The 14,091-nt window shown below is 60.5% G+C and carries 12 protein-coding genes, 1 tRNA gene and 1 pseudogene; all 14 read left to right on the top strand.

The window, feature by feature from the left end; all coding sequences use genetic code 11:
- Positions 1-22 precede the first annotated feature (22 nt).
- On the top strand, positions 23-1,519 hold the full coding sequence (locus VDQ28_RS20125; protein WP_323037634.1) for a carotenoid oxygenase family protein: 1,497 nt from the start codon (positions 23-25) through the stop codon (positions 1,517-1,519).
- Between the two features lie 79 nt (positions 1,520-1,598).
- Positions 1,599-3,044 carry an aldehyde dehydrogenase family protein gene (locus tag VDQ28_RS20120; protein ID WP_323037633.1) on the top strand — a complete coding sequence of 482 codons (1,446 nt, stop codon included), beginning with the start codon at positions 1,599-1,601 and terminating at the stop codon, positions 3,042-3,044.
- Positions 3,045-3,046: 2 nt separating this feature from the next.
- Positions 3,047-3,802, top strand: a complete 756-nt coding sequence (locus VDQ28_RS20115) for a glucose 1-dehydrogenase (RefSeq protein ID WP_323037632.1) — start codon at positions 3,047-3,049, stop codon at positions 3,800-3,802.
- 260 nt (positions 3,803-4,062) lie between these two features.
- Positions 4,063-5,769 (top strand): class I adenylate-forming enzyme family protein, encoded by a 1,707-nt coding sequence (locus VDQ28_RS20110; RefSeq protein WP_323037631.1) that lies wholly within the window; start codon positions 4,063-4,065, stop codon positions 5,767-5,769.
- A gap of 16 nt (positions 5,770-5,785) precedes the next feature.
- Positions 5,786-6,613, top strand: coding sequence for an alpha/beta hydrolase (locus VDQ28_RS20105; protein WP_323037630.1), 828 nt, complete (start codon positions 5,786-5,788; stop codon positions 6,611-6,613).
- Positions 6,606-7,034 carry a thioesterase family protein gene (locus tag VDQ28_RS20100; protein WP_323037629.1) on the top strand — a complete coding sequence of 143 codons (429 nt, stop codon included), beginning with the start codon at positions 6,606-6,608 and terminating at the stop codon, positions 7,032-7,034. The genes VDQ28_RS20105 and VDQ28_RS20100 overlap by 8 nt, the downstream gene beginning before the upstream one ends.
- A gap of 239 nt (positions 7,035-7,273) precedes the next feature.
- Positions 7,274-8,275 carry a TRAP transporter substrate-binding protein DctP gene (gene dctP / locus VDQ28_RS20095; RefSeq protein WP_323037628.1) on the top strand — a complete coding sequence of 334 codons (1,002 nt, stop codon included), beginning with the start codon at positions 7,274-7,276 and terminating at the stop codon, positions 8,273-8,275.
- A gap of 25 nt (positions 8,276-8,300) precedes the next feature.
- Positions 8,301-8,822, top strand: a complete 522-nt coding sequence (locus VDQ28_RS20090) for a TRAP transporter small permease (RefSeq protein ID WP_323037627.1) — start codon at positions 8,301-8,303, stop codon at positions 8,820-8,822.
- Entirely contained in the window at positions 8,819-10,129 is a 1,311-nt protein-coding gene (locus VDQ28_RS20085) for a TRAP transporter large permease (protein ID WP_323037626.1), read from the top strand. The genes VDQ28_RS20090 and VDQ28_RS20085 overlap by 4 nt, the downstream gene beginning before the upstream one ends.
- A gap of 72 nt (positions 10,130-10,201) precedes the next feature.
- Positions 10,202-10,477 (top strand): annotated as a pseudogene (locus VDQ28_RS22685) (winged helix-turn-helix transcriptional regulator); the annotation flags it as partial.
- A 281-nt stretch (positions 10,478-10,758) separates the two neighbouring features.
- Positions 10,759-11,157 (top strand): helix-turn-helix domain-containing protein, encoded by a 399-nt coding sequence (locus VDQ28_RS20075; RefSeq protein WP_323037624.1) that lies wholly within the window; start codon positions 10,759-10,761, stop codon positions 11,155-11,157.
- Positions 11,158-11,280: 123 nt separating this feature from the next.
- Entirely contained in the window at positions 11,281-12,225 is a 945-nt protein-coding gene (locus VDQ28_RS20070; RefSeq protein WP_323037623.1) for a nitronate monooxygenase, read from the top strand.
- Between the two features lie 426 nt (positions 12,226-12,651).
- Positions 12,652-13,638 (top strand): DMT family transporter, encoded by a 987-nt coding sequence (locus tag VDQ28_RS20065; protein ID WP_323037622.1) that lies wholly within the window; start codon positions 12,652-12,654, stop codon positions 13,636-13,638.
- Positions 13,639-13,706: 68 nt separating this feature from the next.
- Positions 13,707-13,783 (top strand) — tRNA-Pro (locus VDQ28_RS20060).
- Positions 13,784-14,091: the final 308 nt, after the last annotated feature.

The raw sequence follows: 14,091 nt of genomic DNA, 5'->3' as shown, positions 1-14,091 counted from the left end.
GAAAACCCCGGAGGAGAGACCCATGGTAGACATTTTCAATCACGGTCATTCGACCCTGAAATTCCCCAACGACAACCCCTATCTGAACGGCCCGCACAAGCCGATTGATCTGGAATACACCGCCAGAGGCCCGGATCTACAGGTGATCGGCGAGATCCCCAAGGATCTGCAAGGGATGTATGTGCGCAACGGGCACAATCAGGTGCATGAGCCGATTGGCAAATATCACCCGTTCGACGGTGACAGCATGCTGCACGCGGTCTGGTTCAACGAAGGCAAGGTCGAATATCGCAACCGGTATACCCAAACCACCGGGTACTTGGCCGAGAAGGGCGCAGGTCGTTCGCTGTGGCCGGGCATCATCGAGCCGCGCAAGCGCCAGCGTCGCGGCTGGGGCAGCATCAACGCGATGAAGGACAACGCGGGCACCGACGTGGTTGTACACGCCGGCAAGATCATCGTGGCGATGTCGCAGTGCTCGGAACCCTACCGCATCGACAGCCAGACCCTCGAAACACTTGGCCCGGATCAGAACTGGGAAGTGGCGCTGGGGGATCGTGGCATCTGCTCGCACTTCAAGGTTGATGAGCATTCCGGCCACATGATGTTCTTCAACTTTTCGGAAAAAGCGCCTTACATGAACTATGGCGTTGTCGATGGCGACAACAACCTGGTGCATTATGTGCCGATCGACCTGCCCGGGCCGCGTTGGCCGCATGATCTGGGCATGACCGAGAATTATTCGATCCTGCACGATCTGCCGATGTTCTTTGACCCTGAATCGCTGAAAAAAGGCGGCCACCGTCTGCGCTTCTGGAAGGATATCCCCGCGCGCTTTGGTGTGATCCCGCGCTTTGGCACCAGTGACGACGTCAAATGGTTCGACGCCAAGCCGTGTTACATCCTGCACCTCTCAAACAGCTACGAAGAGGGCGACGAGGTCATTCAGGAAGGCTGCATCATGCCGAACCCTGTGCCGGACCTCAGCGATCTGCCAAAAGAAGGCTATGAGCGTCTGTGCCGGATGCTGGACATGCACACGCAGGGCACGCACATGCACCGCTGGCGCTTCAACATGAAAACCGGTGAGGTCAAGGAAGAAACCTTGGACGACCAGATCACCGAATTCCCGATGGTCAACGGCCTGTATAACGGGCGCAAGACGCGCTACAGCTACAATGCCATTCCGATCAAGGGCGAGTGGCTGTTGGACGGGTTGAAGAAATACGACCTCAAGACCGGCAACACCCAGACCTTCATGATGCCAAAGGGCGAGTTTGTCTCTGAGGCACCGTTCGCGCCGCGTATCAACGCAAAGTCCGAGGATGACGGCTATATCGTCACCTTCGTGACCAACCAGAACACCGGCAAGGGCGAATGCGTGTTGTTCGATGCGCAGAACATCGACAAGGGGCCGATCTGCCGGATCATCATGCCCTACCACATCCCGACGGGGGCACATGCCTTCTGGGCGGGTTCGCATCTGCTCTATGAAAACGGCGTCAGCCTGGCGGGCTAAGCCTGATATTGCCCTGTCCGCGCGGTCGAGGCTGTGCGGGCAGGGCCACTGCTTTCCCTGGCATTGAAGGACGAAGACCATGACAATTCAAGGTCGTATCGGCGTGCGCAACCCGCGTACCGGGGAACAGGACTACAGCTTTACACCCAACCTGCCGGAAGATGTCGTCGCCCTGGCCGATGAGCTGCGCCGCGCGCAACCGGCGTGGCAGGCGGCGGGTCTGCAACACCGCATCGCAACCCTCAACGCGTTTCGCGACGCCCTGGCGCGGCACGCCAGCGCTCTGCGCCACGCGGTCGAAACCGACACCGGCCGGGTGTTCGAGACGGCGATCGAACAGGGTGTCGCCGCCGTCTGGGTTGATCGCTGGGCGCATGTCGCCCTTGAAACCCTGGAACCCGAGATCACGGCGACCGAGACTCCGGGCCTTGTGTCGAAAGCCGGGTTTTCGCCCTATCCGCTGGTGGGGGTGATCAGCCCGTGGAATTTTCCGCTCGCACTGTCGTTGATGGATGCGATCCCCGCGCTGCTGGCCGGTTGCGCGGTGATGATCAAACCCTCCGAGGTCACGCCGCGCTTCATCGACGTGATGGACCGGGTGCTGGATGAGGTGCCCGACTTGCGCCGCGTCCTGCGGTATTTGCGCGGTGCTGGTGACATTGGCGCCGCCGTTGTCGAGACCAGCGATCTGATCTGTTTTACCGGCTCCACCGCCACCGGGCGCAAGGTTGCCGCGCAAGCCGGTGCGCGGTTTATCCCCTGTTTTACCGAGTTGGGCGGCAAGGATCCTGCGATCCTCTTGCCGGGTGCCGATCTGACGCGCGCCGCCAAGGCCCTGGCCAACGGCGCGACATTGGGGTCGGGGCAGCAATGTTACTCCATCGAGCGGATCTATGTCCCGCGTGGCGATGAGGCCGCGTTCCTCAAGCTGCTTCTGGCGGAAGTCGGCAAGTTGAAACTCAGCTATCCCGATCCGAAAATCGGCGACATCGGCCCGCTGACCTTCGCCCCGCAAGCCGAGGTCATCACCCGCCATCTGGCCGATGCGGTGGCAAAAGGCGCGACGGTCCATTGTGGCGGGGCCATCGAGCATCACGGCGGCGGGCTGTGGTGCCCGGTGACGGTGCTGACAGGCGTCACCCATGACATGCAGATCATGACCGAGGAAACCTTTGGCCCGATCTTGCCGATCATGGCCTATGACACGGTCGATGACGCCATCGCGCTGGCCAACGACAGCACCTATGGCCTCAGTGCGGCGGTCTTCGGCCCCGAGGAGGCGGCCATCTCCACCGCGCAACAGCTTTGCGCCGGCGGTATTTCCGTCAATGACGCGGGGATCGCGCCGATGTTGATGGGGGACCGACTGGTTGCCGAGAAAACGGCGTTCCGGGGGTCGGGCCTTGGCGGCTCGCGGCTGGGGCGCGATGCCCTCAAGCGGTTCATGCGCAAACAAGCCATCATCGTGAACCGCAACACCGGCGCCTCGCCCTGGTGGTTTGAAACCCTTCGCACAGAGGATTGAGCATGGATTTTTCGGGTCAAACGGTTTTGGTCACCGGCAGCGCCTCGGGCATTGGGCGGGCGATTGCGCAGCGGTTTGCGAAAGCCGGGGCCAATCTTGTGCTGCATGGTCTGAACGAACAAACCAAAACCGCCGCGCTGGCCGCCGAATTGCAGGCAATGGGCCGCACCACGTTGGAAACCGACGGTGACCTGACCGACCCTGCGGTTCCTGCCGCGATCGCCGCGCAGATCGACGAGCGTTTTGGCCAATTGGATGTTCTGGTCAATTGCGCCGGGGCATCGCCTTTGAAAAGCAAACTGGAAGACATGCCGTTTGAAAGCTGGAACCGGATCCTTGCGATCAATGTCGGCACGCAGATGTTGATGAGCCAGGCGTCGCTGCCTTTGCTGCGCAAGGGGCAGGGCAAGGCCATTGTGAATATCAGTTCCTCGGTAACGCGGGTCGGTGGCGTACCTGGCGGCATCGCCTATACCGCGGCCAAGGGGGCCGTGGACAGTTTCACCCGCGCTCTGGCCCGCGAACTTGCGCCCGAGGGGATCCGCGTCAACGCCGTTGCCCCGGGCTTGGTCGAGTCCGATTTTCACCCCTTTTCGGCACGCGAGCATTACGCCTCGGTCGCAGATTTCACACCCCTTGGCCGGATCGGCGAACCTGACGACCTGGCCGGGCCGGTTGTGTTTCTGGCGTCAACCGAGGCTGCGTGGGTCACGGGCGAAGTTCTCGAAGTGACGGGCGGCCTGCGGCTGTCGTTCTGAAGTCGCCAGACGCGGCGCGCGAATCGCAATGCGCCTAGGCGTTTGATTGCCCGGTCAGGATACATAGTCTGAACCTAATGAATTCGTTTTATGCGGGACAATTCCGGCGAAAGTTCGGAAAGGCGCTGGAAAAATTGCGCTATTGTCGGAACTGAGGCGTGATTCAGATGAAAAATCTGCGACTCTGGCAAAAAAGAGCTTTTAGCAAATGGTTTCTTTAGTGTATTATGCTCGCAGAGTTTCCAAGAGGCGAATTGCACATGAACACGCAAAGACATGAGGACGCGGACTTGTTTGCCGGTGCGCGGGTTTTGCCTGATTTTCTGGTGCGAAATTGCCGAGAGCGTCCGACGGACGAATGCCTGATTGACCCATCCAACCGCGCACGGGTTGCGCAGGGGGATGCGCTGCGCTTGACTTGGGCGGAGCTTGGGCAGCGCGTGGACCGCATGGCGCTGCGGCTTGTGGATCAGGGCATAACCAAAGGAGACGTTGTGCTTTTGACGGCTCCGACCTTGCACGAAACGCTTGTGGTTCAGCTGGCGTGTTTGCGTTTGGGGATCATCGTCGCCTCGTTCCCGGCGCAATATCGCGAGGCCGAGGTGAGCAGCTTTGTATCGCGCCTCAAGCCGCGCGCGCTTATCGGGCATGAGCGTCTGGGGCGGCACGCCAATGCCGCAATGCTGGATCAGATTGCGCGCGCCCAAAGCACGCCACTGCCGGTTCTCGCGTTTGGCGATGGGGCGTTGCCAGCCGGGGTTGTCGCGTTGGATGCCGAGGCCGCGCGCGCCTTGAGCCCCGACGAGGCGGACAGGATCGCGGAGGCCTATGCCGCGGCCGGTGTGCAGCCCGATGATCATGCCTTTATCGTTTTCACGTCGGGCACCTCTGCGGCACCCAAAGCAATTCCGCGCACGCAGCAAGATCTGTTCGAGATGCGGCGTTTCTTGAATGATTGCGGCAATCTGTCGGTCGGCGGCACGTTCCTGTCGCCGCGTATGCTCAATACCATCGGCTCGGTGGCCAATGGTCTGGCGTCGTGGCTGTATTCCTCGGCCCGAATGGTCTTGCACCATCCCTTTGATATTGATGTGTTTCTGGAGCAAATCGCGACCGAACGCCCCGAGGTTACTTCGTGCCCGCCGGCCATTCTGACCTCCATGTTGCAGCGTATCGAGGCGGGTGAACCCGTTGACCTTTCCAGTTTGCACCACATCACCTCTGGATCAGCACAGCTCGACCCCCGCTTGATGATCGCGTTTCGGGATCGGTTCGGCATCGCTCTGGTGAACGCCTATGGGTCGAGCGAGGGGGCCATGCTGTTGGCGTCCGTGCAGGATATTCCCGACGCCGAAGACCGCGCGCATTATTTCTTGCGGCTGGGGGACGGGCCACGGGCCACGAAACTGCCGGTCCTGTCGCAATACCGGACGCGACTTGTCGACCCGGCGACCGATGCTCCCATTACCGAGGCCGATGTGATCGGCGAGTTGCGTTTCAAAGGGCCGACAATTCTGCGCGCCTATTGGGATGACCCGCACGGCACCTCCGAAGCCTTTGACGCCGAGGGCTGGTTCCGCACCGGCGACCTTTTCACTTATGCGGGCAAGGACTGCGAGTTTCTGAAATTCGTCGGCCGCCTGAAGCATATCATTGTGCGCGGTGGCCTGAATATCTCCGCCGAGGAGGTTCAGATCCTCGCACTGACTCACCCCGCAGTGTCAGAGGCGCTCGCGGTTCCCGTGCCCGACGAGAAGCTGGGCGAGAAAGTTGGCATTGCCGTCACCCTGCGCCCCGGCGCGTCGCTGACCTTGCCCGAACTTTGCGAACACCTGAAAAACGTGGCGAAGATCGCCGTGTTCAAACTGCCCGAGCATTTGCGCGTGATTGATGCGCTGCCTGTACTGCCAAGTGGCAAGACAGACCAAACTGCTGTGCGCGCGCTCTTTGCGCAGCAGCAATCGTGAGAATGGAAGATCAAAAATGACAAGAACCTTACCCGATTACAGCGTCACCGGAGACGGGCCCGTCACAGTCTTCTTGCTGCACGGCGCGTTCGGGGCGAAGGAATACTGGCGCAACCAATTGCGTGCTTTCAGCGCGGCCGGGCTGCGCATCGTGGCGTGGGATGCACCGGGTTATGGGTGCAGCCCGTTGCCTGACGATTTTTCCGTCGAAACCGCGTCCGAGGCCTTGGTCAGGCTGATCGAGCGTGAAGGCACGCAAACCAACATTATCCTCGGCCATTCGATGGGCGGCATGGTTGCGATCCGGACTTATGGCATGATACCGGACGCGATTGACGGCTTGGTGCTGTCGGCAACCTCCGCGGCCTTTGGTCGCTCCGAGGGGGAGTGGCAAAAGGCCTTCGTTCAGGCGCGGGTCGCGCCCCTGGACGAGGGGCGCAGCCTGGAAGACTTTGCCCCGGAGATGCTGCGCGCGATGTTCGCGCCGGGCATCACCAACACGGCAACGGATCTGGTCATCCGCGTCGTGTCGCAGATGAAGCCGGAAACATTCCGCGCCGCGATCGAGGCCGTCACCCGCTTTGATGCCCGTGATGTCTTGCCAAGGATGACGGTTCCGGTGCTTTGCATTGCGGGTGGCCATGACCTGTCAGCGGCACCGCCCAAGGTCATGGAAAAGATGGCCACCAAGATCGCCAAGGGCGAGTTTCAGTGCATGGACCACGTCGGCCACTTTGGCTGGGCTGAAGACCCGGAAGACTATAACACGCGCGTCCTTGCGTTCCTCAAGGGCCGGATCCCGGCGGTCGCCAAGGTCATGCGCGATGTACCCGTTGATGCCTGAGGTTTGCGCCGCCACGGATGGGCAACTCCGGTTTCGCACGCAGGAAACCTTGCGCTTTGGGGATCAGGACGTCCAGGGCCATATCAACAACGCGGTGTATTCCACGCTTTTGGAGTGCAACCGCGTTGCGTTCCAAACCACGGGGAAATGTCTGGTTCTCGAGCCGACTCAGAACGTCGTTGTCGCCGCGATTGCGATTGATTTTCTCCGCGAGCTTCATTGGCCTGCCACAGTCGAGATCAGGCTGGGCGTGACTCGCATCGGGCGCAGCAGTTTCGACTTTGCACAAGAAATCTGGCTGGGTGAGACACGGGTTTCACGGGCGCGCTCGACGCAGGTTCTGATGGTTCGCGCGACCCGGAAGCCGACGCCTCTGTCAGAGGATCAGCGTCAGCAACTGAGTGATTGGTTCACATCTTAACTAATTCAATAGATGCACTGAAGATGGGCGTGGAAAAGCGGGTCACGGCGCGCAGGCGTCACGTTCTTTCTGGCAATCACTTGCTATTAATCAAGTATTACGCGGAATTTTCTGCGCTTTCCGGCAAAGAAAAATCTTTGACCATTGGTTCGTTAACTGTATTCTAAAAGACGGGAGACAAGGCGAATCACTGGTTCGCCTGCCGCCAATCAGGCGGGAAAACTGAGGGAGGATCCCATATGAACACCCGGAATATCTTTGTCGGCGGCCTCGTGGCCAGCACCTTTGCCCTTTCGGCGAGCCTCGTTGATGCGCGCGAAATGAGCCTGGCAACCTATCTGCCCGCAAGCTCGTCATTCGTGACCGGTCTGGTCGAGCCTTGGGCCGCCTGGATCAACGAGCATGCCAACGGCGAATTCAGCGTCCAGGTGTTTGCCGGTGGGACGCTTGGCCGTGACCCCAACCAGCAAGACCGCATCGTCTCGTCGGGTATTGCCGACATGGCGGTGATCGTGCCGGGGCGCAACCTCGGCGCGTACCCACATTACGCGATTTTCGAGCTTCCCGGCTTTGCCCGCAGTGCCGACGAGGGTAGCTATGCGGCGTGGCAGATGCACCTCGATGGCACGCTGGAAACCGGTGACGATCTGAAGGTTCTGGCAGTCTGGACCACCGACCCCTACATCGTCCACACCGCCAGCCCGCTGCATGATATCGCCGGAATCGAGGGCCTTCGCCTGCGTGTTCTGGGTCAGACGCAAACGGAATCGGTCCTGGCGCTCGGCGGCGTTCCGCAGGCCGTCAGCATCACGGAAACGCCCGAGGCAATCAGCCGCGGTACCTTGGACGGATCGCTGGCCGACTGGGCGGTGTTCGACATCTTCCACATTGGCGAGGTTGCAACCAACAGCTACACCTTGCCGATGGGCGTTCTGGCCATGTCGGTCGCGATGAACAGCAACAGCTATGATGAACTGTCGCCCGAAGGCCAGGCCGTTTTGGCCGAGGCTGGCGAAGTCTGGCAGGCGATGGTGATCGATTTCTATGCCGGCGAGCGCGGCCGTATCATCGCCGAATACACGGCGAACGGGCAGGTGATCACCGAAGCGAGCGATGAAGCCATCGAGACCTTGCTGGAGGCAACCGGCGAACTGGCAGGCGCGGCGCGTGCCTCGGTCGGCGACGCCGTGATGGATGCCTATATCGCGCGTCTGAACGAGCATCGCGCACAGCAGAACTGATCAACGACACGAGGAGTGGCAGATCATGTCTCGACTACTTGACCGGCTTCAAAGGCTGGGCATTCAGATCAGCAAACCGACCGCCATCATCGGGGTGCTGGGGCTGTTGATGATCGCGATTATTACCATCCTGACGGTAACCGCGCGTGCAGTGTTCAACCACCCGATTGTCTGGGGACATGATGTAGCCAGCCTGATCATTATCGTCGTCGTCGCCACATGTTTCCCGACAGGCGTCATGCTTCGAAAACATGTGGCGATCGAATTTCTGGGCAGTGCCTTGGGCCCGAAAGGGGCCCGAGTGCTCGATTTCTTCGGGGCGCTGGTCACCGCGTTCGCGCTGACGGTGCTTGCGTGGCAAATGTCGGTCATCGCGGATCAAGAGACCGCGTATAACTCGACAACGGTCGTCACGCGCATCCCGACCGGACCCGTCTGGTGGCTCGCGTCGATCATTGTCTGGGTGTCCGTCCCGCTGCAATTCGTCGTCACATTCCAAATTCTGACGGGCAAACGCCGTATTGAACCCAAGGAAGACCAGCTATGACCCCCGAAGTAATTGGCCTCCTGGGTGTAGGCTCATTGTTGCTGATGATCGTCTTGCATGTTCCGATTGGCATCTCGATGGGGGTCGCAGGCGTTCTGACCTTTGGCTTTCTGCGCAACTGGAGTGCCGCATTCTCCATTGTCGGGGCGGAGTCCTCGACCGTCTTTGCAAGCCTTGAACTGGCGATCATTCCGCTGTTTCTGATCATGGGCAGTTTCGCCGCCTCTGGCGGCATGGGGCGCGATATCTACCGGCTTGCCTATGCATTTCTCGGGCATTACCGCGGCGGCCTGGCGCTTGCAACGATTGGGGGGTGCGCAGGCTTCGGGGCGGTTTGCGGGTCATCCATTGCGACGGTTTCGACCATGACGCAGGTTGCACATGGCGAAATGGTGGATCGCGGCTATGCGCCCACGCTGTCAAGCGGAAGCATCGCCGCTGGCGGCACGCTGGGCATTCTGATCCCGCCCTCGGTGATCATTGTTCTGTACGCCGTCTTGTCCGAGCAATTCATCCTGACCTTGTTCACCGCAGCGCTGATCCCGGCCGTCATCGCCGTTATCGGCTATATGCTCGCCATTCGCATTTATGTTGCGATCTACCCGGAGGCGGGCCCTGCGGGCGCGCGCTCCAGTTGGCGTGAGCGGGCAATTGCCGTCCGCGAAAGCTGGGCGACACTCATTCTGGCCGGGGTTGTTGCTGGCGGGATTTACTCGGGGATCTTTACCGTCACGGAATCCGCCGCTGTTGGTGCCGTTCTGGCTGTTGCCATCGCGGTGTTGCGCGGCAGGGTCTCGGTCGCCGAATTCTGGCGCAACCTCCAGTCAACGGCCGCAACCAGCGCCATGCTCTATGTCATCCTGATTGGCGCCAACGTCTTCAGCTATGCGCTGACGCTGTCGCGCCTGCCCGATAACATTGTCACATGGTTCGGCGACCTGAATGTCCATCCGTTGATGATCATCGCCGGTCTCATGGTGATCTATGTCATCCTCGGTGCGCTGTTCGATACGGTCTCGGCGATGGTTCTGACCATGCCCTTTGTCTTTCCACTCATCCTGAATTTGGGGTATGATCCCATCTGGTGGGGGATTGTCATGGTCATGGTGATCGAGATCGGCATGATTACTCCGCCTATCGGGATCAATGCGCTGATCATAAAATCGATGTTACCAGACAGCAAATTGAGTGATATCTATGCGGGAATTGTCCCCTTCCTGCTGTCGGACTTTGTGCGCCTTGCGTTGGTGATCTTGTTCCCGGCTTTGACCTTGTGGTTGCCAACAATTCTTGATCTACCGCGCTGATCAGGGTGTATGAATGGGCGCGCCAAATTTGAGAGAAGCGTCCGGCATTCTGCCAAGTGATCATGCGCCGGGATGAGGGGCTTGAATGTGAACGAAGTTACCGAACAAGGACTGGTTGCCAAGTATTCGGTCGTTCGCGCGCTTGCGCTCATCGGCGATGGCTGGACGCTTCTGATCGTGCGGGCGGCGTTTCACGGAACGCATCGGTTTACGGATTGGCAAGAAGAACTGGGCGTGCCCAAAGCGGTTCTTTCCAACCGGCTTGAGCGTCTGGTCGAGGCGGGCGTGTTTCGCAAGCTTCCCTCGCAGGCGGGTGGCAAACGGATGGAATATCATCTGGGCGAGGCCGGGTTGGCACTCTGGGAGCCGCTGACCGCGATCTTTCGCTGGGCGAACCAGTGGTCGCGCGACAGCAGCCCGACGCAGGCCTGGTTTCATCACACCGTGTGCGGCCAGGATTGCGACCTTATCATCAGTTGCAGCACCTGCGCGCAGCCGCTTTCGCCCTTCAATACCTTTGCCGAGTCAGGGCCCGGTGCCGGACTTGAACAGCGCATTGATGCGCATTCCCGACGTCGGGCCAATTCCGCAAGCCGGCACGGCGAGAAATACCTGGGCTGGCCGAGGTCATGGCCATGTTCGGCGATATGTGGTCGCCCGCCATCATCGCCAGCGCGTTTCGGGGGGTGCGCCGGTTCAACGATCTTGTCGCGTATTTGCGCATTCCGCCGCTGGTCCTGTCGATGCGGATCAAGGAACTTCTGGCGCTGGGCGTCCTGAAGCGCAAATCGGTTGAGGACAGCGAACGCTACGAGGCGTTTCACCTGACACGCAAAGGGTTGGATTTGTTCACTTATATTGCCATGCTTGCAAAATGGGGCGATCGCTGGTGCGGCGATAAATCCGGGGTGCCGCTGGTTTTCAATCATCGCACCTGCGGGCATGAATATGTGCCGCATTACCGCTGCTCTGCCTGTGGTGAGCGCGTGAACCGGTCGGATTTCAAACTTCTCGGGGCGTATAGCTAAGCCTCAAAGCGGCACCGAGGCCAACTTGCGCAGGCGGGCTGCGGCGTCGTGAACACCTGTCCCTGTCGTTGATCCGCTTGTGCGGATCATTCCGTTTCCTGCCCACGCCAAAGGAACAAATCCATGCAAATTCGCTACGGTCGCGCCGACTTGCGCGGTGAGTTGATGGACCGCCTCAACACCTCGCTTCCGGCGGTTGCCGCGCCGATGTTTCTGGTCAGCGGCCCGGCCCTGGTGGCGGCCACCTGCACCAGTGGCATGGTCGCCGCCTTTCCATCGCTGAATGCGCGCACCACCGAAGACTTCCGCGACTGGATGCGCCAGCTTCAGGACCAGCACACCCCCCAGAGCGCCGCATTCGCGGTGAACCTCGTGACGCACCGCTCGAACCCCCGGTTTGCCGCCGATCTGCAAGCCTGTGTCGAGGCGCGGGTGCCGCTGATCATCACCGCGCTTGGCAGCCCGACGCCCGCGATAGAGGCCGTCAACGCCTATGGCGGGTTGGTTTTTGCCGATGTGAATACCCCGGCACTGGCCAGAAAGGCCGCGGCGGCGGGGGCGGATGGTCTGATTCTGGTCTGCTGCGGGGCAGGGGGCCACACGGGAACCCTGTCGCCCTTCGCGTTCGTCGATGAGGTGCGCCAGTTTTTCGACGGTCCTGTGGTCGTGGCGGGCGGAATCAGCACGGGTGGTGCGATTCGGGCCGTGCGTGCGATGGGTGCGGACCTCGCATATCTCGGCACGCGCTTTCTGGCCGCCAGGGAAAGCCTCGCGGTCGAGGATTTCAAGGCAATGGTGATCAACTCTGATTTCGGCGATATCATGGCGACGGATGCGATTACCGGTGCCTTGGCTAACAAATTGCGCCCCAGCCTTGTGCGCGCTGGCGTGGACCCCGAGTCGCTCGTTTCCGGTCGCCCGTTTGATCTGACGAAGCTTGATGAGAACACGCGCAAATGGCGCGATCTGTGGTCGGCCGGGCATGGTGTCGGGCAGGTCAAGACCTCCGAATCCGCCGAGGACATCGTCGCGAGCTTGATGCAGGGGTATCTGGGCGCGGCCGCCTGACGCCGCGACACATGGCGCGGTACACGCCCGCCTGTGCACGCGCGCGTCACGTCCTGCCGTGTCACCAGAGCGCAGCTTGGCCTCTCGCGCAGCTTTCGCGGCCCTCGGGATCAGCGGCTCAAAACGCGGGGCGCAACCGCGATGGAGCCGCCTCGGGGATGACCGTGATCTTGGGTCAACGAGACGCCGCGCCGTGTTCCGCGATGATCGACGCATCCCGAAACGGGGCAAGATGCGGGTCTTTTGCAGGGCTTTGCGGCAATGCGCTGCAGTGGCAGTCCCGGTCCTTGGGGTGACACAGCTCTTGCGGTCATGCGTCCAGCGCCGCCAATTTTCTGACTGAACTGTGCAAAGCACTTGTTTTTGGTTAGGAAAGGCGCAACCCGACACTTGGCATACTTGCCCTGAACACAGACCGGACCCGTCATGCCCCTCAAGACCCATTCCAACGCGGCCTCGTTACCAGCCAGTCCTTTGGGGCCGCTGTTTGCGCTTCTGGGGTTCGGGATCTATTCGACGCATGATGTTATCGTGAAATATCTGGGTGAAACGTTCAGCGTGTTCCAGATCATGTTCTTTAGCGGCATGTTCAGCTTTCCGCTGATCATGGGGATGCTCATGCGCGACCGTACACCGGGAACCTTGCGCGCGGTTCACCCATGGTGGTCCATGCTACGCATGGTGACGGTTGTCGCCGGGACGGCGTCGGCGTTCTATGCCTTCACCGTTTTGCCGTTGGCGCAGACCTATACCATGCTCTTTGCCGCGCCAATTCTCATCACCATCCTGTCGATCCCACTCCTGGGCGAGCGAGTCGGCCTCCATCGGGGGCTGGCGGTCGCATTGGGTCTGATGGGCGTGATTGTGGTGCTCAGGCCCGGTGCCGAGCCGGTGTCGCTTGGCCATTTGGCAGGGGTTTTCGCCGCCTTCGGCATTGCGCTGTCATCGGTGATCATGCGCAAGATCGGTCGTGACGAGCGCAGCGCGGTGTTGATGCTGTATCCGATGCTGGCCAACCTGGTGATCATGGGTCTGGCGTTGCCGTTCGTCTATCAGCCCATGGAGCTGGCGGAACTGGCCTTGACTGGCGTCATCGCGGCGATGGCCTTTGTTGCGGCATTGCTGATCATTGCCGCGTATCGATTGGCCGAGGCGGCGGTCGTTGCGCCGATGCAGTACTCGCAAATCCTGTGGGCGACGGTCTATGGGGTCGTGTTGTTTTCCGAAACGCCCGATGCGTGGACACTGGTCGGTGCGGCGCTGATCATTGTCTCGGGGCTGTATATCGTGTTTCGCGAAACGCGGCGCAATGTCTCGTCCAACCGCCCGGTTTCGCGTGCGCGGACCCGGATGGAATCTGTGACGTCCCCGAATGACACCGACGCTCATACCCCCATCAAGAGCAACAAATAGCGGCGTCACTTCTGCGCATAAAGCCACTTGCAATGCGCGAATTCGCGCGGTAATTCCCGGCTCACGGTCGGAGTGTAGCTCAGCTTGGTAGAGCGCTGCCTTCGGGAGGCAGAGGCCGGAGGTTCGAATCCTCTCACTCCGACCATGACAGGCAAAAAGCCCGGTCCTTGAGACGCTGTGTTCCATGGTTCAAGGGCCCAATGTCAGGTAACCAAGTTACAACTAGCCAAGTCTTGACGCGTTCTGCCGATCGGCGACTTGATTTCGTCAGATCAACGACCGGCGCACACGAGATGTTGCTCAAGAAATCCGGCCTACCCGGTTCTTCGTTCGGAATTGCGCGCCATTCGCAGCCCGAAACGCGCGGGATTGATTCGCGGCATCCCCACTCAGCTTGAATGCGCCAACCGATGTTTCGGACCGATTGCGGGACAAAACCGGGTGATGGATCAA

It is taken from the genome of Pararhodobacter sp. (assembly GCF_034676545.1).
Classification (GTDB): Bacteria; Pseudomonadota; Alphaproteobacteria; order Rhodobacterales; family Rhodobacteraceae; genus Pararhodobacter.
This window is presented reverse-complemented; position numbering and strand designations above follow the sequence as displayed.